We start from the raw sequence: 25,634 nt of genomic DNA, 5'->3' as shown, positions 1-25,634 counted from the left end.
GGGCGGTGGCCTGGGAGGCGGGTCGTGGGTGCGTCACGGCGGGGTGTTTGCGCGTCATGGCGCGGTGGACGGCGACGCCGGTCAGCGGGCGGCGACGGCGGGACGGTCCACGTCGACCTGGTCGGCCATGACCAGGAGCCGGCCGTCCGTGCTCCGGTTGACCTTGAGGACGACGGGAAAACCCTGCACCTTGCACGCCTCGGCGACGGCGTCGGCGTCCCGGCCGGTCAGTACGCGCGCCACCGGGCGCAGCGCGGTCAGCATCGGGGCCGCGGCCTCCGCCTCCTCCGGGCTGTCGGCGATCACCGCGGCGAGGACCTGTTCGCGTCCGCGCGGCACGCTCCTGGCGTACTCGGCGAACTTCGGCAGCTTCTCCTTGCACGGGCCGCAGGTCGGGGAGAAGAAGGCGACGACGGTCTCACTGTGGATCATGCCGTCGTGTACCCGCTCACCGTCCACGGTGGCTCCGGAGAACTCCCCGACCTCGTCCCCGGTTCCCAGGGAGAGCCGGCCGCCGCCCCGGGTGGCGAGCAGTTCGGTGTGTTCCCGCAGCCGCTTGACGACGCCGACGGTGAGCACCAGATCGAGGAGGCACAGCAGCCCGACGAGGACAAGGGCGGCGATGACGATGGGCACGGTGGGTCTCCGTTTTCTGTGCGGGGGGCAGGGGATGGCGCGGGGCCCGGGTCACCGTCCCGGGCGGACGGGGTGCCGGGACCGGGAGGCAGGTACGGGGTTCATGGGCCGGAAGAGACCCGCGATGGTGTCGAGCGCGGCGACGCAGCCGCCGACGAGCAGCCCGGCGAGCGCCGCCACGAGCAGCCCGGCCGGCCGTGCGGGGCCGAGGTCCTGGCGCAGCATGGTTCCGGCCGCGGCCAGGGCAAGCCCGGCGAGCAGGACGTTGCGTACGATGTGGCGCACGCCGAGCGGGCTGGCGGACGTCCCCCCGAAGCACCGGCACACCGCGTGGGTGCCCCGGGCCACGGCACAGGCGATGGCCACCGCGAAGGCCAGCAGCAGGACCGCCGCCCCGGCCAGACCGAGCGCCGGCAGACGCGCCCACGGCGCGGCGAGCAGCAGGCAGACCAGCCCCTCGCCCGTGACGACGGCCACCGCCACCGGGCGGACGGCCCAAAGCGGCACCAGCCCCAGGTCGCTGAGGGACGAGGTGAACGCGGCGAACGAACGCCCCCGCGCCGCCTTGCCGGCCGCGGCGGCCAGGAACACCGTGCCGATCAGGCAGCGGATGCCGAATTCGAGGTACTGCACGGGGACCTCCTGCGAGCGGGAACCGGGAACGAACCGGGAACCGGGAGCCGGGGACACCGGTGGACGACGGCACGGCGGTCCGCCCGGTGCCCAACGCCGGTGCCCCCGGCCGGTTCCCCGTCACGTCACGGGATCAGCAACCCGGACAGCTGCGCCAGCAGTTGATGGAGCCGCAGTAGGTGTTGACGCAGCACGCGCTGCGCGCGCACTGCCAGCATTCGTTGAAGCACTGGCACGCCTGGGCGGAAGCGGCGGCCTCCACCTTGGGCACGAACAGGCCGAGCAGCCTGCCGCCCATGGTTTCCAGCACCTTGGACATGGTTCTCCTCCTCGTGGGATGAGTGCGTCGGGAAAACGTCGCGCGAACCGCTCCACGGGAGCGGCGAACAGCCGTTGGTTCTCGCCGTGTTCGGCTGGCGACGTCTGAGGATCCTAGGGAGGCCAGGACCGGTTGCTCCAGCGTCCCGCCGTCCGGGACGCGTCCCGGACAGTCCGGGACACTCTGCCCTTGTCCCATCCGCCGTTTCAAAAACATAGACCTTTGAAAACGACCCATGTTGAACCGAGGTCAGTAATTGCCTCTTCAAGAATTCGGGTAAACCCCTGGCAATGAAAGGAAAAGAAAGGAATCAGATCCGTCGGCGGGGCCGAAGGAGGTTATGGGCCTCGATGGGACCGGGCTTGGAAGCGATCCGGCCATCATGGCATGGACATGCCGTTCATCAGCTCCGTAGCGCGCCGCTCGCCATGTTTCCCCAGCGTGCGGCGTGAGTGAGGCCACTGGGTACGACGGTTCCGTCGCGCGGAGTCGTCCCGCGGCGCGGCCCGGGGGGCACCGCGACTCACGGCGGATTGCTCGTTTTTTCGGCTTTTGAGCCCGGAGCTGGGAGCCGACCGGATCGGCGTGAATGGGATGAGGGAATGACCCGGCCGCATTGACCCGTCAGTAACCAGAGCGCTAGCTTCCCGGTGGTTTCGCGCAAGACTTTACGGCGGCATTCCAGGCCGACAGCCTGCCCGCGTATCGACGGGCCGTGCCTGCCGCGTTCCCCCACCGTGCAATCTCCCTCACGAGGCGGAGAGACATGACGCATGCCCTGCGCGCCGTCGATCTGATCATTGGAGTGACCCCGTTCGGTGAACCAGACCCCGCACTCGCCGCCGCGGTCGGTCGCGCCGGCGGACTCGGGGTGCTCGACCTGGGCGCCGGCGACCGAAGAGCCCACGAGGCGCTGGCACGGATACGGCACCTGGCGCCGGTCTCGTACGGGGTCCGGGTCGGCGGATCCTGCCGCATGGACCCCGCGGACCTCGCGCCGGACGGTGCGCCTCGGGCAGTGCCCGGCGTGCGTGCGCGGGACGGCGACGGCGGCGGGCCCGGCACCGTCGTGCTCGCCCCCGACGCGCCCTGGCGCATCGAGGAGATCACCGCACACCACCGGGTCCTGGCCGAGGTCACGGACCTGGAGCAGGCCGAACAAGCGGTTGCCGCCGGAGCCCACGGGCTGATCGCCCGGGGCGGCGAGAGCGGCGGCCGGACCGGCGAACTGAACACCTTCGTGCTGCTCCAGCACCTGTTGCGCGCCTTCGGCGCACGCCTTCCCGTCTGGGCCTGCGGCGGCATCGGCCCGCGCACCGCGGCGGCGGCCGTGGCCGGCGGGGCGGCCGGTGTCGTCCTCGACAGCCAACTGGCGCTGCTCGCCGAATCCCGGCTGCCCGAAGCCACGGCCGCCGTCCTGCGCTCCATGGACGGCTCGGAGACCGTCGTCGTCGCCGGCCACCGGGTGCTGCACCGCCGGGGCCCGGACGCCCCACGCGCGCCGGTCGGTGATCCGGCGGCGCTGTCGGCGCTGCTCGGCGCCGACGACCCGCGCACCCAACTCCTGCCGGTGGGCCAGGACGGCTTCCTCGCCGCCCGGTTCGCCGAACGCTGGGGTGACGTCGGCCGCACCGTCAACGCCCTGACCGACGCGATCACAGACGTCGTACGGGACGCCGCGGGCGACGACGGGCCCGCGCGGGCGCTGCGCGAGGGCTCCCCGATGAGCAGGGCGCTCGGCACCCGGCTGCCCGTCGCCCAGGGGCCGATGACCAGAGTCAGCGACCAGGCGGGGTTCGCCGCCGCCGTCGCCGCCGACGGCGGCCTGCCGTTCCTCGCCCTGGCCCTCGCGAACGGCGAACAGACCCGCGCCCTGCTCACCGAGACCCGCGAGGCGGTGGCCGGACGGCCCTGGGGCGTCGGTGTGCTCGGCTTCGCCCCCGAGGACGTCAGAAACGCCCAGCTCGACGCCGTACGAGAGCTACGGCCCAGCCACGCGGTCATCGCGGGCGGACGGCCGTCCCAGGCCGAGGCGCTGGAACGGGCCGGGATCCGTACCTTTCTCCATGTGCCGTCGCCCGGGTTGCTCCGGCAGTTCCTGGACAACGGGGCCCGCAGGTTCGTCTTCGAGGGTTCCGAGTGCGGCGGCCATGTCGGGCCCCGCGGCAGCTTTCCCCTGTGGGAGGCCCAACTCGCGGTTCTGCAGGACTTCCTGGCGAACGCGGAGGACGGGACCGCGGCGAGCGTCGAGGTGTTCTTCGCGGGCGGCGTCCACGACGAGCGCTCCGCGGCGATGGTCGCCGCCCTCGCCGCCCCACTGACCGCGCGGGGCGTCGCCGTCGGCCTCCTCATGGGCACCGCCTACCTGTTCACCGAGGAAGCGGTGGAACACGGCGCGATCCGGCCGCTGTTCCAACGGCAGGTCGTCGCCGCGTCACGGACCACGCTGCTGGAGACGGCGCCCGGCCACGCCACCCGGTGCCTGCCCAGCCCCTTCACCCGGGACTTCCGCGCGCACGAGGCACGGCTGCGCGCCGGGGGCGCGGCGGACCGGCGGATCTGGGAGGAACTGGAACGGCTCAACGTCGGACGGCTGCGGATCGCCAGCAAGGGCGTCGAACGGGACACCGCCGGTGCCCTCACCGCGCTCGGCGAGGAACGCCAGCTGACCGACGGCCTGTTCATGGCCGGGCAGGTCGCCGCGCTGCGCTCCGCCACCACCACGATCGGCGCGCTGCACCACAGCGTCACCCACGGCGGCGCCGCCTTCCTCACCGAGCGCGCGGCAGCGCTCCAGGACCGCCTGGGCGGCGCAGGCCCGGAGCCGGCCGCGGCCCCCACGGCGCCCGCACCGCTCGGCATCGCCGTCGTCGGCATGGCCTGCATGTTCCCGCAGGCACCCGACCTCGCCGCCTTCTGGGCCAACGTCGTCGGCGCCCACGACGCGGTCGGCGAGGTACCGCCGGAACGCTGGGACCCCGCCGTGCACTACAGCGACGACGGCGAGGGATCCACCGCCTCCAAGTGGGGCGGCTTCCTGCCGCCGATCCCCTTCGACCCGCTGCGCTACGGCATCCCGCCCGCCTCGCTCGGCAGCGTCGAACCCGTACAGCTGCTGGCCCTGGAAGCCGCCCGGCGTGCCCTTGAGGACGCGGGGTACGGCGAGTCGGGCCGGGGCTTCGACCGCGCGCGCACCTCCGTCGTCTTCGGCGCCGAGGCGGGCAGCGACCTCTCCCATGCCGCGACTCTACGCGCGGTGCTCCCCTCGTACGTCGCCAAGCTGCCCGACGGCCTGGACGACCAACTGCCCCGGCTCACCGAGGACTCCTTCCCCGGCATGCTCGCCAATGTGATCTCCGGCCGGATCGCCAACCGGCTCGACCTCGGCGGCGCCAACTACACCGTCGACGCGGCCTGCGCATCCTCACTGGCCGCGCTCGACGTCGCCTGCAAGGAACTCGTCGGCGGCACCAGCGACATCGTTCTGTGCGGGGGCGCCGATCTGCACAACGGCATCAACGACTACGTGCTCTTCTCCTCGGTGCACGCCTTGTCCCCGACCGGCCGGTCGCGGGCATTCGACGCATCGGCCGACGGCATCGCCCTGGGCGAGGGCGTCGCCTGTGTCGTCCTCAAACGACTCGCCGACGCCGAACGCGACGGCGACCGGATCTATGCCGTGATCCAGGGGATCGGCAGCTCAAGCGACGGCCGCTCGCTCGGCCTGACGGCACCCCGCCCCGAGGGACAACGTGCCGCGCTGGAGCGGGCCTACCGCAACGCTCACCTCTCACCCGCCGACATCGGCCTCATCGAGGCACACGGCACCGGGACCGTGGTCGGTGACCGCACCGAACTGACCGTCCTGAGCGAGGTGTTCACCGAGTCCGGCGCCGCACCGGGCGGCTGCGTGCTCGGTTCGGTCAAGTCGCAGATCGGGCACACCAAGTGCGCCGCCGGGCTGGCCGGACTGATCAAGACGACCCTCGCCGTCCACACCGGGGTACGACCGCCCACCCTGCACCTGGAGCGGCCGAACGCGGCCTGGCAGGAGGGGAAGAGCCCGTTCGCCTTCCACACCCGGGCCCGGCCCTGGGCGGCACCGGCACACCGAAGGATCGCCGGGGTGAGCGCGTTCGGCTTCGGCGGGACCAACTTCCATGTGGTGCTGAGCGGCCACGCGGACGCCACGGCGCCGGCCCCCGCCCAGGACGCCTGGCCCGCCGAACTGTTCACGTTCCGCGGCCGGGACCGGGCGGCGGCCTGGCACGCCGTCGAGGAGGTGCTGACCGCCGCCGAGGCCGACGGCCGCCCGTGGCGGCTGCGCGACCTCGCGCTGGGCGCGGCCCGCCGCTCCGACACCTCCCACGAACCGGTCCAGGCGGCCGTCGTGGCCACGGACGTGGCGGAACTGATCCGACAGCTGCGCCGGGTGCTCGCGGGCGAGCACGATCCGGCGGCCGGCATCCATCTCGCCGACGGCAGCGAAGAGTCCGCGCCCGGGACCGATGCCGACACGGTGACCGGCGGGAAGGTCGCGTTCCTCTTCCCGGGGCAGGGCAGCCAACGCCCCGGAATGCTCGCGGACGTGTTCATCGCCTTCCCCGAGCTGCGCTACTACCTGGAACTCGGCCGCGACCACGTCGACACGCTGTTCCCGCCCGCTGCCTTCGACGACGAGGTACGCGAGCGGCAGCGGGCCGCGCTCACCGACACCCGGGTCGCCCAGCCGGCCCTCGGCCTCACCGGGCTCGCCGCCCACACCCTGCTCACCGGCGCCGGCATCCGCCCGGACATGGCCGCAGGACACAGCTACGGGGAACTCGTCGCCCTGTGCGCGGCCGGTGCGATCGACCCGGAGACCCTGCTGGAGCTGAGCACCGAGCGGGCGGAGGCGATCCTCCCGGCCGCCGGTACGGACCCCGGGACCATGGCCGCCGTCGGGGCCGACCCCGATGAGGTACGGCGGGCCCTGCACGGCGCGGGCGCACCAGCCACGGTCGTCGTCGCCAACCACAACGCGCCCCGGCAGACCGTGATATCCGGCCCGACCGAGGAGGTCACCGGCGCCGTCCGGATGCTGCGCGCGGCCGGACTCGGCGCCCGACTCCTCCCGGTGGCCTGCGCCTTCCACAGCCCGCTGGTCGCGGACGCCGCCGACCGGTTCGCCACGGCACTCGCCCGCCGCAGGGTGCGGCCGCCCGAGTTCCCGGTGTGGAGCAACCGGACGGCCACCCCGTACGACGCCGACCCCGACGCGGTCCGCGCCGAACTGGCCGCCCAGATAGGCGCCCAGGTCGGCTTCGTCACGCAGATCGAGGCGATGTACGAGGCCGGGGCGAGGATCTTCGTCGAGGCGGGCCCCGGCACCGTGCTGACCCGGCTCGTCGGGCAGATCCTCGAAGACCGCCCGCACCGCGTCATCGCCTGTGAACCGCGCCCCGACAGCGGACTGCGGGGCTGGCTCGACGCCCTGGCCCGGATCGCCGTCGCCGGCCGGCCGGTGCGCACCGGATGGCTGCTGCACGGGCGCGACGCCGTGGACGCCTGCCGTACGACGGCACCCCGCCCACCCGGCTGGACGGTCGACGGACACCTGGTCCGCACCGCCGCCGGAGACCTTCTGCCCGGTGCTCTGGCACCGGCCCGACGCGTCGTGGAGACGACTGTGACGACGAACCACCCTGACGGCGACCCGGGTCACCTGGCCGGACGGGACGCGCTGATCGCCGAATTCCTGCGCACCAGCCGGGAGATGGTCGCCGCCCAACGCGACGTGCTCCTCACCCATTTCGGTACGGCGACGGGGGAGGCGATCGTCGCACCCGTCGCACCCGCCGTATCGGTGCCGCGGCCTGCCGTCCCGGAGGCGCCCCGGCAGCCGATGCCCGAACAGGACGCGCCGTCCGCGGATCCCGCCGCGGCGGTGTCACGGGGTGACGTGCTGCGGTTGGTGGTGGAGATCGTCAGCGAACGGACCGGATATCCGGCGGAGATGGTGGAGCCGGACCTGGATCTGGAGGCGGATCTCAGCATCGACTCGATCAAACGGGCCGAGATCGCGGGCGAGTTGGCGCGACGCCTGGGGGCCAGGGGCGACGGCGGGCCCACGGGGCTCGGCGACGGGGAGCTGGAGGAGCTGGCCAAGGCGCGTACGGCCGCTTCCGTCGCCGACTGGCTCGCCGCGCGACTGACCGCACCGGCCGCCCGGACGAGCGGGCCCGAGCCGGTGGCGGAGCCGCCGACGCCCGGCCGGGCCCCGAAGCGGTACCAGCTCAGGCCCACGCTCCTGGAACCGGCCGGTGACGCGGCCGACCCCGCGTCCCTGCTCTCCCAGAAGCGGTTCGTCGTCCTCGGAGACGGAGACGGAGACTGGGACGGAGACGACGGAGACGGGGACCGAGGCCGGGACGGGGACGGCGGCGAGGGCGGCGGTCCCGGCGGCGGCGGCGCGGACGCGGCCCACCAGGGCGTGGCCCACCACCTCGCGGCCCGGCTCGTCCAGTACGGCGCCCACGTCGTGGTCCGTCCCGCGGAACACCTGCTCACCGAGGCCGACGGGCCCGTGGACGGCGTGCTCTACCTCGACGCCCTCGCGCCGGCCCGGCAGCCGGTGCTGCCCGACGCCTTCCCGGTGCTCCGGGCCGCCCTGCGACCGCGCCCGGCCTGGCTGCTCGCCGCCCGGCCCGCCGACGGACCCGTACCGCATGTGCGGTCGGCCGGGCTGCACGGATTCTTCCGCACCGTCGCGCGCGAGTACCCGCAGACCGTCACCCGGATCGTGGACCTCGACGACATGGCACCCGATGCGGTGGCCGAGGCACTGCTCGCCGAACTCCTCACCGCCGGACCGGCCCCGGTCGTGGTGCGCACGGCGGCCGGCCGGCACCGGCTGGACCTCGTGGAAACGCCGCTCGGCGCACTCGGCACCACCGGCGCAGGACCGGCCGGTGACGGAGCCGCCGAGGCCGCCGCCCTCGGCCTGGACCGCGACAGCGTGGTCCTCCTGGCCGGCGGGGCACGCGGCATCACCGCCAAGGTGGCCGCCGCGCTCGCCGCCGCCTCCCGGTGCCGTGTCGAACTGCTCGGCCGCACCCCCGCACCCGCCGGCCCCGAGGACCCCGAGACGGCCGGCGCCCGCACCCGCGCCGAACTGCGCACGGCCCTCGCCCTGCGCGCGGACGGCGGCTCCACCCCCGCCGAACTCAACCGCAAGGCGGAACTCCTGCTGGCGCAACGGGAGATCACCGCCACACTCGAAGAACTCGCAGCGCTCGGCAGCCAGGCCCGCTACCGCTGCGTGGATCTGCGCGAACAGGACGCGGTACGCCAGGCGGTGAAGGAGATCCACGCCGAACACGGCCGCCTCGACGCCGTCGTCCACGCGGCCGGCGTCATCGAGGACCAGCTGATCGCGGACAAGACCCCCGAGTCCTTCCAGCGGGTCTACGGCACGAAGACGGACGGCGCCGCGGCACTGCTCACCGCCGTCGAGGAACTGCCGAACGGCCCCGGTCTCGCCGTGCTGTTCGGCAGTGTCTCCGCCGTCCTGGGCAACCGCGGCCAGGCCGACTACGCGGCCGGCAACGACGCGTTGGAGAGCATCGGGTCCGCCTGGGCCGCCCGTACCGGACGGCGCGCGCTGACCGTCCACTGGGGTCCCTGGGCACCGACCGGCGGCCACACCGGCATGGTGAGCCCGGAACTCGCCCGCGAGTACGCGCGGCGCGGAATCACGCTGATCGATCCCGAGGAGGGCACCGCGGCCCTGCTGCGCGAACTCGCCTGGGGCGACGAGTCCACCCGCGCCGTCGTCTACACCGCCTCGGGCTGGTGACATGAACGCCATGACGAGGCGTCAGACACCGGTGGCCATCGTGGGCATGGCCGTGCTGCTGCCCGGGTCCGGGGACCTGGACGCGTACTGGCGGAACCTGCTCGACGGAACCGACGCCATCACCGACGTACCCGAAGGGCGGTGGGACGCCGACTACTACCGTCCGGAGGCGGCGGCGGGCCCGGCCGCCGCCGACCGGGTGTACTGCCGGCGTGGCGGGTTCGTCGACACCCTGGCCGAGGTGGAGGTCACCCGGTTCGGGATCATGCCGAACTCCGTCGCCGGCACCGAGCCCGACCAGCTCATCGCGTTGCACGTGGCCGCCGCCGCCCTCGCCGACGCGGGCGGCACCGAACGGCTGCCGGACCGGCCCCGCGTCGGCGTCGTCCTCGGCCGGGGCGGCTATCTCACCCCCGGACTGGCCCGGCTCGACCAGCGGGTCCGCACCGCCGGGCAGCTCGTGCGCACCCTGGGCGAACTCCTGCCCGAACTGACGGAGGGTCAACTAGAGCGTGTGCGAGCGGCGTTCACCGAGCGGCTGGGCTCCGACAGCCCGGATTCCGCGATCGGACTCGTGCCCAACCTGGCCGCCTCACGCGTCGCCAACCGGCTCGATCTGCGCGGCCCCGCCTACACGGTGGACGCCGCCTGCGCCTCGTCGCTGGTCGCCGTCGACCAGGCCGTCGGCGAACTCACCGCCGGGCGCTGCGACATGATGCTCGCCGGAGGCGTCCACCACTGCCACGACATCACCCTGTGGAGCGTCTTCTCCCAACTCCGCGCGCTCTCCCCGAGCCAGCGGATCCGTCCCTTCCACCGCGACGCCGACGGCATCCTGATCGGTGAGGGCACCGGCGTCGTCGTCCTCAAACGACTGGCCGACGCCGAACGCGACGGGGACCGGATCTACGCCGTCATCCGCGGCACCGGCGTGGCCGGCGACGGCCGCGCCGCCGGCCTCGTCAACCCCGACCCCGCCGGCCAGGCACACGCCGTGCGCCAGGCATGGCAGGCCGCCGGTCTCGACCCCGCGCGGCCGGGATCGGTCGGCCTCCTGGAGGCCCATGGCACCGCGACCCCGGCCGGGGACGCCGCCGAACTCGCCACCCTCACCGAGGTCTTCGGGCCCGACGAGGCACGACACGGCGACGGCACCGGCCACGCGGTGATCGGTTCGGTGAAGTCGATGATCGGCCACACCATGCCCGCCGCCGGCATCGCCGGTCTGATCAAGGCCGCCCTCGCCGTCCACCACGGCACGCTCCTGCCGACCCTGCACTGCGACGACCCGCATCCCGCGCTCGCCGCCACCCGCTTTCGCCCACTGGACCGGGCGGCACCCTGGCGGACCACTCCCGCCCAGCCGATCCGCCGGGCCGCGGTCAACGCCTTCGGCTTCGGCGGCATCAACGCCCATGTCGTACTGGAACAGGCACCGGCCCGGCGCACGGCCACTTCGGCGGCCCACTCCCCGCCCCCACCGGCGGTCGCCCGCGCCACCGTCGTCGCCGAACCGGAGCGGATTCTGCTGCTCGCCGCCGACGGCCCCGGACAACTCGCCGCCCTGCTGGAGGCGGACGACGCCACCCTGCTCGGCTCGGGGCTCAACGCCCGGCAGCCCCCTTCGCACGCGGGCCCGGCCCGGCTCGGCCTCATCGACCCGACCGCCAAACGGCTCGCCCTGGCCCGCCGTGCGGTCGCCAGGCAGCGCCCCTGGCACGGACGGGGCGACGTCTGGTTCCGCCCCGGACCGCTCCTGGGGCACGGGGCCCCGGACCCCGGGAGACTCGCCTTCGTCTTCCCCGGCCTGGAAGGCGACTTCGAGCCCCGCGTGGACGACGTCGCCGCGCACTTCGCCCTGCCCGCCGTTGCGAGCCCCCACCCCTGCGGCGAACGCGTCAGCGTCTCGGACGTGGGCCGGCACGGATTCGGTGTCGTCGGCGTCGGCCTGCTGCTCGACGGCGCGTTGCGTCGCATCGGGCTCGTCCCGGACGCGGTGGCCGGGCACAGCGTGGGGGAGTGGACCGCCATGGCGGCGGCCGGTCTGTACGCCGCGGACGAGGTGAACGCCTTCATGGAGTCGTTCGACCCCGACACGGTGACCGTTGCGGGCCTCGCCTTCGGCGCCGTCGGCGCGCCCGCCGAACGGGTCCTGGCCGCCCTTGCCGATCAGGAATGGGCCGGGGCCGGGCTCGTGCTCTCGCACGACAACGCGCCGGGCCAGTCGATGGTGTGCGGCCCGGACGCCTCCGTCGACCGGTTCGTCCGCTCCTTCCGGGAACGCGGAGTGATCGGTCAGGTCCTGCCGTTCCGTTCCGGATTCCACACTCCGATGCTGGAGCCCTACCTCACGCCCATCAAGGAGGCGGCGGGCCGGTTCCGGCTGCGTCCGCCGAGTGTGCCCGTATGGTCCGGGACCACCGCGGCACCGTTCCCCGAGGACGAGTCGGCGGTGCGTGACCTGTTCGTCCGGCACCTGCTGGAACCCGTCCGCTTCCGGCAACTCGTCGAAGCCCTGTACGCCGCGGGCCACCGTGTCTTCGTCCAGGTCGGCACGGGCCGGCTCGGTTCGCTCATCGGCGACATCCTGGGCGGCCGCGACCACCTGGCCGTGGCCGCCAACTCGCCGCACCGCTCCGGTCTGGCACAGCTGCGCCGGGTGGCGACGGCGCTGTGGACGGCGGGTGCACCGGTGGCGCCCGCGCTGCCGCGGCCGCCCCGGGAAGCGGCCACCGCCGCCGTGCCCGCCCGGAATTCCGGCGCCGGGCGGGCCGGGCGGCCCCCGGTCCGGCTCGACCTGGGCGGTGCGCTGGTGTCGCTCGCCGGTCCGGTCCTGGACGAACTCCGCGCCGAACTGCGTGCCCGACCTTCCGCCGGACCCCGTACCGAACCCCGTGCGGTCCCTGCCACCGTGAGGCCGCCGGCGGCCGTCGGGGGCGACGCCGCCACGGGGGCTTCGTCGCAACTGGACGCGCTCGTCGCGCGCTTCCCGGTCGCGGCCGAACTGAGCGCACTGCTGCGCGACACCGCGGACACCGCCGCCGCACTGCTCACCGCGGCCCGCACCCGGCCGAGGCCACCCCTCCCACCGGTCACGTCCTCCCTGGCCACGCCCTCACCGGCCACGCTCCCACCGGCCGCGGCGACCCCATCAGCCCCCTCGATTCCGTCGACCGCGCAGGACCGGACGCCCGAGGCACCGGCCGGCGTGGCACCCGGCACCCGGCAGTGGCAGACCGTCGTCCACGTCTCCCCGGACACCATGCCGTACCTGCTGGACCACTGCTTCTTCCCGCAGCGGCCCGGCTGGCCCGACATCGGCGACCGCTGGCCCGTCGTACCGGCCACCACGATCGTCCACCACCTCATGGAGGCGGCCCAGCAGGCGGCCCTGGAGTCGCCGACCGCCCGCAGGACGCAGGCCGGCACGCGACCGCGGACCGGCTGTGGGCCGAAGGCCGTCGCCGTGCACGGTGCCCGGTTCGACGAGTGGCTGACCGCCGTGCCGCCCGTCCACGTCACGGTCACCGCGACACCGGACGGGCCCGGACGCCTCAAGGTGTCCTTCGGCGCCCGGGCCCGCGCCGTGGTCGAACTCGCCGACGCCTACCCGACCCCCAGGCCCGCCCGCTGGCGCACCGACACCGCGTCGGAGAGCGCCCCCGCCCACATCGCCACGCAACTCTACGAAGAACGCTGGATGTTCCACGGCCCGCAGTACCAAGGCGTCACCGAACTCACCGCGATCGGCGACCACCACGTACGCGGTGTCATCACCACACCACCGGCGCCCGGCGCGCTGCTGGACAACGTGGGCCAGCTCCTCGGCTACTGGATCATGGCCACCCGCAGTGAGCGGACCGTCGTGTTCCCCGTCCAGATGCGCAAGATGAGTTTCTACGGACCGCACCCTCGTCCCGGAACGCGGGTCGAGTGCCTGGTCCGGATCGGCTCCCTCACGGACACCCTGCTCGAAGCCGACGTCCAACTCGCCGTCGCCGGCGAGGTCTGGGCGGAGCTGACCGGCTGGCAGGACCGCCGCTTCGACAACGACCCGCAGACCAGGCCCGCGGAGCGGTTCCCCGAACGCAACACCCTCTCCCGGACCCGGCCCGGCGGCTGGTCACTGCTGCACGAACGGTGGCCGGACCTCGCCTCCCGCGAACTGATCATGCGCAACTCCCTGAGCGGTGCGGAACGCACCCAGTACGCGCGGCATCCCCCGCGCGGCCGACGGCAGTGGCTGCTCGGCCGTATCGCGGTCAAGGACGCCGTACGGCAATGGCTCTGGGACCACGGCGAAGGCCCGGTCTTCCCCGCGGAGATCCGGGTGCACAACGATGAGCACGGCCGCCCGTACGTCACCGGGCTGCACGGCCGCAGCCTGCCCCCGCTCGACGTCTCGTCGGCCCACCGCGCGGAGGCCGCGGTCGCGATCGTACGGCCGCGCACCCCGGGCCCCGGACCGGGCATCGACATCGAAGAGGTCGTCGACCGCTCCCCGGAAACCCTCGCCGTCGCGCTCGGCGAGGACGAGTCGAGTCTGCTGCGCGCCCGGTGCGCCGCCACCGGTGAGCCCGAGGCGCTGTGGTTCACACGTTTCTGGGCCGCGAAGGAGGCGGTCGCCAAGGCGGAGGGCACCGGATTGGGCGGACGCCCGCGCGACTTCGCCGTCCTGGAGGCGGCGGACCCCGGCCGGCTGCTGGTCTCCGGACGCCTCGCGCCCGCCTACACCGTGCACTGCGAGCGGGTCGGCAACCCACCCCGCCTCCCGGACCGGCAGTACGTCGTGGCCTGGACGACGGGGCCGCGGACGACCCCCTCGAACCGCCATGGGCGACGCCCCGGCAACACCCCTGACACGGCCCGGTCGACGGCACCCACGACGGCACCCACGACGGCACCGATGACGGACGAAGAGGAGAACGACCGATGACCCCGAACCCTTCGACGGCCCCGGCCGAAGAGCCGCAGAAGCACGCACCGGTGACCGAAGAGCCGGTGACCGAAAACGAAGTGGCCGATGACGCCGTGGCCGAAAACGAAGTGACCGATGACGCCGTGACCGAAGAAGCGGTGCTCGCCGTGATCGCCGGCATGCTCGCGACGATCCTCGACGAGTACGGCGAGGACGACGTGGAAATCGGCATGACGACCACGTTCAACCGGGATCTGGAGCTGGAGAGCATCGACCTGGTCACCCTGGCGGGCCTGCTGGACGAGCGGTACGGCAGGCGGATCAACTTCGCGGAGTTCGTGGCGGGCATGGAGTTCGACGAGATCATCGAACTGACCGTCGGCCGGCTCGTCGAGCATGTCGTACAGAGCCTCAAGGCCGCTGAGGCGGGCTGACGCATGGCGATGGTCGACATCGGCGCCGTCCGGCTGCACGTCCAGCGGCTGAGGCCCACAGACGGCCGCGTCAAGGCCACCGCGGTCCTCGTCCACGGTCTGCTCACCGACAGCCTGGCCAGCTACTACCTCACCGTGGCGCCTTCGTTCACGGCGTCCGGGATCGACGTCGTCATGTACGACCAGCGGGGCCACGGCCGCAGCGAGCGTCCGGCCGACGGCTACACACTCGACGACACCCTCGACGACCTGACGGCGCTGCTCGACCGGCTGGAGGTCACCGGCCCGGTCCACCTGGTCGGCAACTCCTACGGCGGCACCGTCGCCTTCGGCTACGCCGAACGCCACCCCGAGCGCGCCGCGAGCGTCAGTGTGATCGAATCCGGCCCGGCGACCGCGGCCTGGGCGGCGACCATGGGCGGCGTCCTGCGGCGCGCGACGGACGAACTGGCGCGGCACGAGACCGAGGCGCTGGCATGGATCAGCGCCCACCGCGGCCACAACACCGCCCGGCTGGCGAAGAGCGCGGCCCGCCTCGTACGGGCCACCACCGTCGCCCGCGACATCCCCGCGAGCAGCGTCCTGACCGACGAGCAGATCCGCTCCGTACGCTGCCCGGTGCTCGTCGTCTACGGTGGTGACTCGGCGCTCACCGAACAGGCACCATGGCTGGAGTCGCTGCTGCCCGACTGCCGGACCGTGGTGGTGCCCGGACACGAACACTCCGTCCTGGTGGAGGCGCCGCACACGGTCGGCGCCCACATCCTGGCCCTGATCCACGAGACAGCGGCCCGGACCACCGACCTCACCGGCTTCGAAGGCCGCGAACCCACCGCTGAAACCGGAAAGTCACCTGTCCCGGGGCCCGCAACCGCGGCCGTGTCACGCCTGTCGGGAGGCGAGGCAGGGTGAGCCGATTCCTCTTCGTCGTGCCGCCGCTGGTCGGCCACATCAATCCCACCGTCGGGGTCGCGGCCGAACTGACCTCGCGGGGACACCGGGTGGCCTGGGCGTCCGTCGACCCCGCGTTCGTACGACGGCTCACCGCAGACGACGCCACGGTGTTCCCGTGCGCCGGGCCGCTGCTCGATGAGGCGGCCACGGCGCGCCCATCGGACCTGCGGGGCCCGGCGGCGCTGAAGTTCCTGTGGGAGGACTTCCTTGTGCCGCTCGCCGAGGCGATGGCGCCCGGAGTGGCCACGGCGGCCCGGGAGTTCGGGCCCGACGTGGTCGTGGCCGACCAACAGGCGTTCGCCGGCGGGCTGGTCGCCGAGCGGCTACGGCTGCCCTGGGCCACCTCGGCCACCACCTCCGCCGAGTTCACCGACGCGCTCGACGGCACACCAGGGATCTCCCACTGGATGGACGGACTGCTGCGCCGACTGCGCGCCCGCATCGGCGATCCGTCGGGCATCCTGGACCCGCGGTTCTCCCCGTACCTGACGCTGGCGTTCAGCACTCCTGAACTCGTCGGTCCCACGGCCCGCAAGGGCGAGCACATCCGCTACATCGGTCCGTCCATCGCGGCTCGCCCCACCGGCTCCGGATTCCCCTGGGACTGGCTCGACCCCGGCCGGGCCACCGTGCTCGTGACCCTCGGCACGGCCAACACCGATGTCGGGTCCCGCTTCCTCACCGCGTGCCTGACGGCGGTGCGCCGCCGAACGGACCGGCTCCAGGCGGTGATCGTGGACCCGGGCGGCGTGCTGGAAGAGCCGGACGAACCGGGCCCGCCGGGTACGGGCCGCCCCTTGGACAACACACTCGACAAGGACGTGCTGATCGTCCCCTCCGTCCCCCAACTCCCGCTCCTCGAACGGGTCGACGCGGTGATCTGCCACTCCGGGCACAACACCGTCTGCGAGGCGCTGTGGCACGGCGTCCCCCTCGTGGTGGCGCCCATCCGCGACGACCAGCCCGTGATCGCCGGGCAGGTGACCGCGGCGGGAGCGGGCATCCGGGTCCGGTTCGGCCGCGTCACCGCCACCGGGCTGGGCCACGCGCTCGACTCCGTGCTCCACGAGCCGGGCCACCGGGCCGCCGCCGAACGGATCGGCGCCGCGTTCCGGGCCGCGGGCGGCGCCCGAGCAGCCGCCTCGCACCTCGAACAACTCGCCGCCGGCCCGCCCGCGAAGGAGCCCCGATGAGCGACAAGACCCGGCCTCCGGCGCCACCGCGCAGCCGGCGGGTCGCCGCACTGCGCCCCCACTACCGCGCCTGCCTCGACCAGGGCACGGAGCGGTTCTTCGAACCCCGCCGTACCCACTGCCCCTGGTGCGGCTCCGACCGGCTGACCAGACGGCTGAGCACCACCGATCTGCTCCAGCACAAACCGGGCCGCTTCCTGCTCGACCGGTGCCAGGACTGCCGGCACGTCTTCCAGAACCCGCGGCTGACCGCGGCCGGACTTGAGTTCTACTACCGCGACTTCTACGACGGCCTCGGCGAGAAGGACCGCGGTACGGCCTTCGCCGGGCGCACGAGGATGTACCGGCGGCGCGCCCAGTCCCTGCTGCCGTACGCGCCGGACCCCAAGAGGTGGCTGGACGTCGGCACCGGCCACGGCCACTTCTGCGAGGCGGCCCGCGCCGTCCTGCCCGGTACGGCCTTCGACGGCCTGGACTTCACCGACGGCGCCGAACTCGCCGAGCGAGCAGGGCGGGTGGAGCGCGGCTACCGGGGGAGCCTGCCCGATCTCGCCCCCCGACTGCCCGGCCACTACGACGTCGTCAGCATGTTCCACTACCTGGAGCACTGCACACGGCCCGACCGCGAACTGGCCGCAGCGCACCAGGCGTTGCGCCCGGGCGGTCATCTGCTGATCGAGGTCCCCGACCCCGACAGCCGCTACGCCCGCCTCCTCGGCCGCTGGTGGCTGCCCTGGCTCCAGCCGCAGCACCTCCACCTCATGCCGGCCGCCAATCTGCGGCGCAGACTGACGGAGCGTGGCTTCACGGTCGTGGCGGAACAGCACGCCGGCCCGCACGACCCGGTCGACCTGCTCGCCGCCGTCTGGCTGGCGCTCGACGCCGTGGCCCCGCGCGAGGACCTTCCCTGGCTGCCGCGGCCACCGGGCGCCTTGCGCCGTGCCCTGCGCACCGGGCTGCTGCTGGCCGGCGTCCCCGTCTTCCTGCTGGCCACCCTGCTGGACCGGTTCGCGATCAAGCCGTTCGCCCACCGGTGGCGTCTGTCCAACGCCTACCGCATCGTGGCCCGCCGCGACTGACGCCACCGGCGCCCGGTGACACACCCACGGCGTACGTCGAGGGCCGCCGGCAAAGCCGGTTGCACCAGCGCACCTCGGCCACGTAGCGTGCGGATCATGGTGAGCCCTGAAGCGAGCGAGGTGGGGGCTTTCGGTCACGCCGTCAGCCCCCTGACCCACTGAACACAGCCCTGTCGTCACACCGCACTGTGAGGTGCGACGAGGGTGTGCTGGGGCTGGCCGCGGTGACGAGACGACCTCCTCGTGCTTCTCCTCACCCCGGAGCCACCCGATGCCTCTCCCGCTGTACCTGCTTGCCCTGGCCGTCTTCGCCATGGGCACCTCGGAATTCATGCTCGCCGGCCTCGTGCCGGACATCGCCACGGATCTCGACGTCACCGTCGGGACGGCAGGCATGCTCACCTCGGCCTTCGCGGTCGGCATGGCCGTCGGCGCCCCCCTTGTGGCCGTACTCGCCCGCAACTGGCCCAGGCGCGCCGGCCTTCTCGGCTTCGTTCTCGCCTTCGCGGCAGCTCATGCCGTGGGCGCCGGCACCACCGACTTCCCGGTCCTGTTCGCCACCCGGATCGTCGCCGCGCTCGCGAACGCGGGGTTCCTCGCCGTCGCCCTGACGACCGCCGCCACACTGGTCTCGCCGGACAAGAAGGGACGTGCGCTGGCCGTGCTGCTGTCAGGCACCACGACGGCCACGATCGCCGGCGTCCCCGGCGGGTCCGTGCTCGGCACGTTGCTCGGCTGGCGAGCCACATTCTGGGCCGTCGCCGCTCTGTGCCTGCCTGCGGCCCTCGGCATCCTGAAGGGCATCCCAACGGCATGTCCGAGGCAGGAGACGGCCGGCGGTCCGGCCTTGCGCGCGGAGCTTGCCCAGCTCACCAGGCCGCCACTGATCCTGGTGATGCTGCTCGGCGCCCTGGTGAACGCGGCGACGTTCGCAAGCTTCACCTTCCTCGCCCCCGTCGTGACCGACACCGCGGGACTGGGCGAGCTGTGGATCTCTGTCGTCCTGGTGCTCTTCGGCGCGGGTTCCTTCACCGGGGTCACCGTCGCCGGCCGGCTGTCCGACCGGCGTCCCGGTCCGGTCATCGCAGTCGGTGGCCCGCTGCTGCTCATCGGCTGGCCGGCCCTCGCGGCGCTGGCCGACGAGCCGGTCGCCCTGTTCACCCTCGTGTTCGTGCAGGGCACGCTGTCGTTCGCGGTGGGCAGCACACTGATCACACGGATCCTCTACGAGGCCGCGGGAGCCCCCACCATGGCCGGGGCGTATGCGACCGCGGCACTCAACATCGGCGCCACCGTCGGTTCCCTCATCGCCGCGACCGCCCTGAGTACCGCGGCAGGAGACCTCGGGCCGCTGTGGGCAAGCGGCCTGCTCATCGCGATCACCCTGCTCATCGCGTTTCCCCTGCGCACTGTGGTCGCGGCCGGCCGCAACACCAAGGCGGCATCCGCAACGTGTCGCGCGCATCCGCCCAAGTGAGACAACCGGTACGCCCCATACGGCGAGGCCGGACCGCGGGACCGTGGTCCGGCCGCAGCGAAGACGGAACATGTGGCTCAGGTGGAATTGTATTCCGTACCGCGGTTAAATTGAGGCACGAGCGTTGCACGGGAGACGTTGTTCCCTGCGGTACACTGGCGCCGCAACAACATTCCCTGGATGGAGGAAGGGGCGGGGATGACGGCCAAGGCAGCCCGACGTCAGGGAGCCGAGGGGGACGGCGCACAGGACTCGGGTCCTCACACCCCCCCGTCCGGGCGGTCGACCGGCCCGCTGACCAGCGGCGCGGTCCTCGCGCAGATTCAGGCCGCGGCGCCGTCGCTCGTGCCCAGTGCGCGGCGGGCCATGGAGGTGATCATCGCCGACCCCGAGGCAGCCACCCGGTACTCCGCCGCGGACCTCGCCGCGCGCGCCGACACGGCGGCGTCGACCGTGGTCAGAGCCTGCCAGCAAGCCGGGTTCAAGGGTTTCCAGGACCTGAAGCTGGCCCTGGTCCGTGACCTGGCCCTGCGCGGCGCCGACCAACTGGTGTTCGCCGACGAGCTGGACACCGACTCGCCTCCGGATACGGTGCTGCACACCATCCTCGCGGCCAGCAGCCGTGCGCTGTCCGATGCGATCAGCACGGTCGACCCGGTCGCGTTCGCCGGTGCGTTGAGCGCCCTGCGCACCCGCCAGAAGGTGTTCTTCGTCGGCAACGGCCAGTCGACCACACCCGTCCGAGACGCGGCACACCGCATGCGGATGCTGGGGCTGGCCACGGCAGCGCCGATGGACGCGATCACACAGCACATCGCCGCCCGGCAGTTGGGCGAAAGCGGCGTCTGCCTGGCGATGAGCCACAGCGGCGCGACACGCGAGACGGTGCTGGCCGCGGAGACCGCGAAGGCGGGCGGCGCCTACGTCATCGCGGTGACGAGCTTTCACGGCTCCCCGCTGGCCGACATCGCGGACGCGCCGCTCATCGCGGGCAGCCCGGGGCAGGGCTTCCGGCTGGAGGCCACGGCCAGCCGACTGGCACACCTGGCGATCACCGACGCGCTGTTCGTCGGACTCGCCCTGCGCGATCCGGATCGGTCCAGGGCGTACCTGAACGCGATCGCGGACGTCCACGCCGAGCACATGCTGTGAGGGAAGACCTGGGCCGTGGTGAGGCCCTTCCCTACAGCGGTGAGTCCGTCGAGTACAGCGAGGGGATCCCGCTCCTGACCTATCTGCGGGTGGGCGACCCCGGTCGGCCCCTCGTCGTGTTCCTGCCGGGCGGCGGCCACCTGGCCCGCATCAGTTACGGGCACCCGGACGGCCGCCCGGACGACTTTCTCGCGCATTGGCTGGCGGCACGCGGGTTCACGGTGCTCGCACTGTCGTATCCGTCGGACCATCCGGCCCTTCCCGCGGCGCACCCGGAGCTGACCGTCGACCGGTGGGGTGCCGCGGCAGCGGTGCTCACCCAGCGGATCGTCGCCGAGCACCGGCTCGGGGCCGGAGCCATCCTGTGCGGCTGGAGCATGGCCGGCCGATCCGTCCTGCCGTTCGCCAGGACCGCCCGGCGCATCGGCCTCGATCTGCGGTGCTTCGTGTCGCTCGCCGCTTCGGCTCCGCTGCCCGGCCTCGTACCGGTCCCCCCGGCAGGGCAGCCCTTGACCCCCGACGGTCTGTGGGAAGCCGCCCTGGGGCAGCCGCCGACGCGCCTGGACAACTGGTACGGGCAGATCTCCGCTCAGGCGGAACACGGCAGGCCGATCATGTCGCGGGACGAGTACGTACGGCACTACCTGTGCCGGCACTCGGTCGCTCTGCGGGGTGAGGCGCAGCACTGGGACGGGCAGGCCGACACCCATGACGCCGAGGCCGCGATCCGGGAGACCGGGGTGGGGCGGTGGGCGGAGTTCCCCCTCTGCGCGGCCATCGTCCCGGAGGGCGCACAGGACGCCCGGCACGCCCTGTGCGATCACCTCACCTGGCCGGCGATCACCGCCTACTCACTGGGATGGCGCCTGTCGGATGCGACGGCCCTGCCGGCCGGCACCTGGGCGGGCCTGACAGCGTACAGCCGGCGGTTGTCCACGGACCTGGTCCGTTTCATGCCCGGCAACCACTTCTTCTTCCTCGGCGCCGCCGGTGCCCGCCGCACGGCACGCCATATCGAGGAGCTGTGGCTGGCCGCCGAGGATCTTCACCTCGTCGTCTCCGGTGCGCTGACGCCCCATGACGTCCCATGAGGCGTCGGACATATGCCCGCGAGTCACCGCTGTCCGGCGTCGACGCCGGACAGCAGGCGGACCAGAGTGACGACGGCCGCGTGGTCGAGCGCACCCGCGCCCATGGCGACCAGGCTTGCCATCTGCTGTGCGGCGACCGAGCCAACGGGTAGCGCGACACCGTGCCCCCGGGCGGTCTCCAGCGCGATCCCGAGGTCCTTGTGGTGCAGGGCGACGCGGAATCCCGGCGTGAATGCCCCCTCACTCATGCTCGCGCCCTTCTGGCTGAGGACTCGGCTGCCCGCCAGACCGCCGCCCAGCACCTCAAGCGCCCTCGGCAGTGGCACTCCGGCAGCGTCGACAAGCACCAGCGCCTCAGCGAGGACGGCGAGGTTCCCGGCGACGATCAGCTGGTTGGCGGCCTTGACGGTCTGACCGGAACCGGCCGGGCCGACATGCACGACGGTGCGGCCCATGGCGCGCAGGCAGGGGAGTGCCCGTTCCAGGGCGGCCGCCTCACCGCCGACCATGATGGACAGGACCCGGTCGATCGCGCCCTGTTCGCCGCCCGACACCGGGGCGTCGAGGGCGTCCACACCGCGCTCGCGACCGGCCTGCGCGATCCGGCGGGCGGTGTCCGGATGGACGGTGCTCATGTCGATGAGCAGGCTCCCGGGACGCATGGTGGCGAGGAGCCCGTCGGAAGCGAGGGCGACCGCCTCGACATCGGGGGTGTCCGGAAGCATGGTGATCACCACCTCGCAGCGGCGTGCCACCTCGGTGAGGTCGCCGGCCGCGGCACCGCCGCGGCGGACGAGTTCGTCCGTCCGGGCGGTGCTCCGGTTGTATCCGATCACCTGGTGACCGGCGTCGAGCAGGGCGGCGGCCATGGGCAGGCCCATGATGCCCAGACCGACGAATCCGATGGTCATCGGGGACTCTTGGCGGCCTGGGCGATGAGGTCGGCGTCTTCCTGCTGACGTCGACGAGCGTCGAGGAGCACCTGTTCCTCCCGGTCGCGGGGGACCACGACGACTCCGTCGGTGTCGGCCACCACCAGGTCGCCCGGGTTGACGACGACGCCCGCGCACTGGATCTGGCCGCCGACATCGCCGTCCCATCCCTTGTTCGGCCCGGCGGCGCAGATGCCGCGCGCGTAGACGGTGAAGCCCCGCCGGCGGATCGCTTCGACGTCGCGGACCGCGCCGTCGACGACCAGGCCGATCAGACCGGCCCGGACGGCCTCCATGGTGCGGACCTCGCCCCAGACGGCCCGGTCCACGAAGCCGCCGGCGTCGACGACGAGAACGCTGCCGGCCGGTGCCGTCTCGATGGCGCGCAGCAGGGTGTTGTTCTCGCCCGGCATGCTCCGGGCGGTCCATGCGCGTCCCAGCAGTGTGCCGCCCGCGACCGGCCGGATGGCCGCGTGCATGGCCTGGAACCGGTTGAGGCAGTCGCAGACGGTGCTGCTGGTCAGCCCGTGCCAGCGGTCGAGGTCGTCGGCGTGGGGTGTAGCCATGGGAACTCCTTCAGGAAGGGTCGGGTGTGCCGGAGGGTGTGAAGCGCTTGAAGAGGCGGCGCGCGTTGCGGTGCCGGATCATGTGGCGGTCGTCGCCGGACAGCAGGCGAGTGTGCGCGATGCGCCGGGCGGACTCGGCGATCTGGGCTCGGGGAGTGAACGGCCAGTCGGTCCCGTACAGCAGCCGGCTCGGCGGCACCAGCCGCAGCAACGAGGGCAGTTGGGTGTCGAGCGGGAACCCCGCCAGGTCGTAGTGGAGCCGACGCAGGAGCGCCAGAGCGTCGACGGGGTCGGCGCCGCGCCGCTCGGCTGTCAGTTGCCCGAGCGTGTGGATCCGGTCGGCGAGTGAGGGCAGGGCGCCACCGCCGTGGGGGAGGATGACGCTCAGCCGCGGGTACCTGTTCAGCGCACCGGTCAGCAGCAGACCGGTGACCGCCCGGGTGGTCTCGAAGGGGAACTCGATGAGGCTGCGGGGCTGTCCGAACGCGGTCTGCTCCCAGCACGGTGGCGACGTGGGGTGCAGGAAGACCACGGCGCCCCGGCGGTCGAGTTCGTCGAAGACCGGGCGGAACCTCGGATCGAAGAGATATGTCCCGTGGTAGTTGCTCAGCAGGACCACGCCGTCCGCGCCGAGCTGGTCGAGTGCGTACGCGATCTCGTCCAGCGCGCTGTCCACGTCGGGCAGCGGCAGGGAGGCGAAGAACCCGAACCGGTCCGGGTGCCGGGCGGCCAGCGTTGCCCCGTCCTCGTTGACGCCGCGAGCGAGCACCGTCGCCGCGCGGTCGTCGCCGAAGTGGACGCCCGGCGACGAGACGGACAGGATGGCGAGCTCGACGTCGAGTTCGTCCATCGTGGCGAGGGCCTGGCCGGCAGACCAGTCCGGCCATGCCGCCAGGCCGTCCGGGCCAGGTGTGCCGAGGCGTTGGTACGCCGTCCGGTACCGCTTGGGCAGGAAGTGTGCGTGAACGTCGATGCCGCCGTGTCGGTTCACAGCCGGCGGGCTCTCGTTCACCAGGCGAACGCGAAGCCGTCGCGTCGGGGATCGGCCCCGCCCCACATGGTCGAGGTGTCCGGATCGAAGACCACGCCGTGTCCGCCGCCGACCACGCGGCTCCAGGCGCCCAGGTCGTGCACCTGGTGTCCACGGCCACGCAGCCGGGCCAGGGTTTCCCTGCTGATCCTGCTCTCGGCGCCCAGAAGGGTGCCGTGCCCGACACGGATCCGAGGCGCCTCGATCGCCTCCTGGATGCCCATGCGGTGGTCGACGACGTTGATGATCATCTGGGGTGTGGTCTGCAGGATGCCGTGCGATCCGGGTGTGCCGACGACCAGGAACGGTTCGCCGTCCGACCAGATCTGTGAGGGAGCCAGGCAGACCTCCACTTTCTTGCCGGGGCCGATCGCGTTGGGACTTGTGGGATCGGTGTCGAACCAGGAGGCGAAGCTGTTCAGCAGCAGTCCGGTGGTGCCGGCCACCACACCTGACCCGAACGCGCCCCCCAGGGTCTGGGTGCAGGACACCACATGGCCCTGTGCGTCGGCGGTGACGAAGTGCGTCGTGTTCTCCGGGCCGTTGAACACGGCCCGGGTCCACTCCAGCGCGGGGTTGTACTCGTGACGCTCCCCTGGGAACGCGGTTGCCCGCCGCAGGTCCAGCCGCTTCGTCGCCGCTGTGATGTGTGCGCCGGACAGCAGGTCCTGGTACGGGGGTGACGGATCCAACAGGTGGGCTTTGCGTTCCTCGATCGCCACCTTGAAGACCTCGGACAGCAGGTGCAGATATGTGTCGCTGTCCGGCGCCATCGTGGAGAGCGGGAACTCACCGAGCATGCGCAGGCTCACGAGGTATTCCAGCGCGGCGCTCGGCGCGGGCGGGCAGTAGACGGTCAGCCCCCGATATGTGCTGGAGATCGGGCTCTGCCAGCGGGGCGTGAAGCCGGCCAGGTCGGGCGCCGCGAGCAGGCCGCCGTGGTCGGCGCAGTACTGGACGATCTCCTCGGCGACGGGACCCCGGTACAGGGCTTCGGCGCCGGCTTCGGCGATGAGCCGCAGGGTGTCGGCGGCGTTCTTCTGGACGAGGAGTTCACCCGGGCGCGGGACACGTCCGTTCGGGAGGAAGATCTCTCTGCTGGTGGCGGCGAGTTCGAGGCGGGGACGGGCCGCCGCGAGGTAGTGGTGGAGATAGTGGGAGACCGGGAAACCCTGCTCGGCGTAGGCGATGGCCGGTGCCAGCACCGTGGCGAGGTCCATGGTCCCGTAGCGTTCCAGGGCGGCGGACCAGCCCGCTGCCGCGCCGGGAACCATCGCCGAGAGAATCCCGGCGTCCTTGCTGCCGGGAGCGGTGAACCGGTCGGGGTGTGCGGCGTCCGGTGCCGGTCCGACGAAGTCGAGGACCGCGGGTGCCGGCTCATGG

The 25,634-nt window shown here is 72.9% G+C and carries 16 protein-coding genes; 9 read left to right on the top strand and 7 right to left on the bottom strand.

The window, feature by feature from the left end; translation table 11 throughout:
* Positions 1–81: 81 nt before the first annotated feature.
* From AC27LF_RS09950 to AC27LF_RS09940, 3 genes are all read right to left on the bottom strand, one after another.
* Positions 82–636 (bottom strand): thioredoxin domain-containing protein, encoded by a 555-nt coding sequence (locus AC27LF_RS09950; protein WP_479664314.1) that lies wholly within the window; start codon positions 634–636, stop codon positions 82–84.
* Between the two features lie 51 nt (positions 637–687).
* A complete protein-coding gene (locus AC27LF_RS09945; RefSeq protein WP_479664313.1) occupies positions 688–1,269 on the bottom strand; it encodes a MauE/DoxX family redox-associated membrane protein in 582 nt (193 codons plus the stop codon).
* A 133-nt stretch (positions 1,270–1,402) separates the two neighbouring features.
* Positions 1,403–1,588 (bottom strand): hypothetical protein, encoded by a 186-nt coding sequence (locus tag AC27LF_RS09940; protein WP_470008856.1) that lies wholly within the window; start codon positions 1,586–1,588, stop codon positions 1,403–1,405.
* A gap of 766 nt (positions 1,589–2,354) precedes the next feature.
* Between AC27LF_RS09940 and AC27LF_RS09935 the strand changes: the two genes are divergently transcribed.
* The 9 genes from AC27LF_RS09935 to AC27LF_RS09895 all read left to right on the top strand — a co-directional run bounded on the left by AC27LF_RS09935 (position 2,355) and on the right by AC27LF_RS09895 (position 21,723).
* A complete protein-coding gene (locus AC27LF_RS09935; protein WP_479664312.1) occupies positions 2,355–9,425 on the top strand; it encodes an SDR family oxidoreductase in 7,071 nt (2,356 codons plus the stop codon).
* Positions 9,426–9,435: 10 nt separating this feature from the next.
* Positions 9,436–14,361, top strand: coding sequence for a type I polyketide synthase (locus AC27LF_RS09930; protein WP_479664311.1), 4,926 nt, complete (start codon positions 9,436–9,438; stop codon positions 14,359–14,361).
* Between the two features lie 161 nt (positions 14,362–14,522).
* Positions 14,523–14,777, top strand: coding sequence for an acyl carrier protein (locus tag AC27LF_RS09925; RefSeq protein ID WP_479664351.1), 255 nt, complete (start codon positions 14,523–14,525; stop codon positions 14,775–14,777).
* A 3-nt stretch (positions 14,778–14,780) separates the two neighbouring features.
* A complete protein-coding gene (locus AC27LF_RS09920) occupies positions 14,781–15,689 on the top strand; it encodes an alpha/beta fold hydrolase (protein ID WP_479664310.1) in 909 nt (302 codons plus the stop codon).
* Entirely contained in the window at positions 15,686–16,924 is a 1,239-nt protein-coding gene (locus tag AC27LF_RS09915; protein WP_479664309.1) for a glycosyltransferase, read from the top strand. Before AC27LF_RS09920 ends, AC27LF_RS09915 begins: the two co-directional genes overlap by 4 nt.
* The gene (locus AC27LF_RS09910; RefSeq protein ID WP_479664308.1) at positions 16,921–18,003 is read left to right on the top strand and encodes a class I SAM-dependent methyltransferase; all 1,083 of its coding nucleotides are present in this window, start codon (positions 16,921–16,923) and stop codon (positions 18,001–18,003) included. Before AC27LF_RS09915 ends, AC27LF_RS09910 begins: the two co-directional genes overlap by 4 nt.
* A 271-nt stretch (positions 18,004–18,274) precedes the next feature.
* The gene (locus AC27LF_RS09905) at positions 18,275–19,480 is read left to right on the top strand and encodes a Cmx/CmrA family chloramphenicol efflux MFS transporter (RefSeq protein ID WP_479664307.1); all 1,206 of its coding nucleotides are present in this window, start codon (positions 18,275–18,277) and stop codon (positions 19,478–19,480) included.
* A 198-nt stretch (positions 19,481–19,678) separates the two neighbouring features.
* Entirely contained in the window at positions 19,679–20,632 is a 954-nt protein-coding gene (locus AC27LF_RS09900) for a MurR/RpiR family transcriptional regulator (protein WP_487227796.1), read from the top strand.
* Positions 20,629–21,723: an alpha/beta hydrolase gene (locus AC27LF_RS09895; protein WP_479665148.1), complete on the top strand. Its 1,095-nt coding sequence runs from the start codon at positions 20,629–20,631 to the stop codon at positions 21,721–21,723. Before AC27LF_RS09900 ends, AC27LF_RS09895 begins: the two co-directional genes overlap by 4 nt.
* Positions 21,724–21,746: 23 nt before the next feature.
* Here the strand turns inward: AC27LF_RS09895 and AC27LF_RS09890 are convergent, their stop codons facing one another.
* The 4 genes from AC27LF_RS09890 to AC27LF_RS09875 all read right to left on the bottom strand — a co-directional run.
* Positions 21,747–22,634 (bottom strand): NAD(P)-dependent oxidoreductase, encoded by an 888-nt coding sequence (locus tag AC27LF_RS09890; RefSeq protein ID WP_479665149.1) that lies wholly within the window; start codon positions 22,632–22,634, stop codon positions 21,747–21,749.
* Complete coding sequence (locus AC27LF_RS09885; protein WP_479665150.1) at positions 22,631–23,221, bottom strand: RraA family protein; 591 nt, start codon at positions 23,219–23,221, stop codon at positions 22,631–22,633. The genes AC27LF_RS09890 and AC27LF_RS09885 overlap by 4 nt, the downstream gene beginning before the upstream one ends.
* Before the next feature lie 10 nt (positions 23,222–23,231).
* Positions 23,232–24,212 carry an amidohydrolase family protein gene (locus AC27LF_RS09880; RefSeq protein WP_479665151.1) on the bottom strand — a complete coding sequence of 327 codons (981 nt, stop codon included), beginning with the start codon at positions 24,210–24,212 and terminating at the stop codon, positions 23,232–23,234.
* Positions 24,213–24,229: 17 nt separating this feature from the next.
* Positions 24,230–25,634: gamma-glutamyltransferase family protein (locus AC27LF_RS09875; RefSeq protein WP_479665152.1), on the bottom strand; the 1,405-nt coding region annotated here is incomplete at its 5' end.

This window comes from Streptomyces diversicolor, from assembly GCF_057537855.1.
This window is presented reverse-complemented; position numbering and strand designations above follow the sequence as displayed.

What these genes read in the sequence shown, in the direction of transcription:
- AC27LF_RS09890 (WP_479665149.1), bottom strand. Translation starts at nt 22,634, where the DNA reads ATGACCATCGGATTCGTCGGTCTGGGCATCATGGGCCTGCCCATGGCC.
- AC27LF_RS09940 (WP_470008856.1), bottom strand. Translation starts at nt 1,588, where the DNA reads ATGTCCAAGGTGCTGGAAACCATGGGCGGCAGGCTGCTCGGCCTGTTC.
- AC27LF_RS09930 (WP_479664311.1), top strand. Translation starts at nt 9,436, where the DNA reads ATGACGAGGCGTCAGACACCGGTGGCCATCGTGGGCATGGCCGTGCTG.
- AC27LF_RS09925 (WP_479664351.1), top strand. Translation starts at nt 14,523, where the DNA reads ATGCTCGCGACGATCCTCGACGAGTACGGCGAGGACGACGTGGAAATC.
- AC27LF_RS09905 (WP_479664307.1), top strand. Translation starts at nt 18,275, where the DNA reads ATGCCTCTCCCGCTGTACCTGCTTGCCCTGGCCGTCTTCGCCATGGGC.
- AC27LF_RS09910 (WP_479664308.1), top strand. Translation starts at nt 16,921, where the DNA reads ATGAGCGACAAGACCCGGCCTCCGGCGCCACCGCGCAGCCGGCGGGTC.
- AC27LF_RS09900 (WP_487227796.1), top strand. Translation starts at nt 19,679, where the DNA reads ATGACGGCCAAGGCAGCCCGACGTCAGGGAGCCGAGGGGGACGGCGCA.
- AC27LF_RS09920 (WP_479664310.1), top strand. Translation starts at nt 14,781, where the DNA reads ATGGCGATGGTCGACATCGGCGCCGTCCGGCTGCACGTCCAGCGGCTG.
- AC27LF_RS09885 (WP_479665150.1), bottom strand. Translation starts at nt 23,221, where the DNA reads ATGGCTACACCCCACGCCGACGACCTCGACCGCTGGCACGGGCTGACC.
- AC27LF_RS09935 (WP_479664312.1), top strand. Translation starts at nt 2,355, where the DNA reads ATGACGCATGCCCTGCGCGCCGTCGATCTGATCATTGGAGTGACCCCG.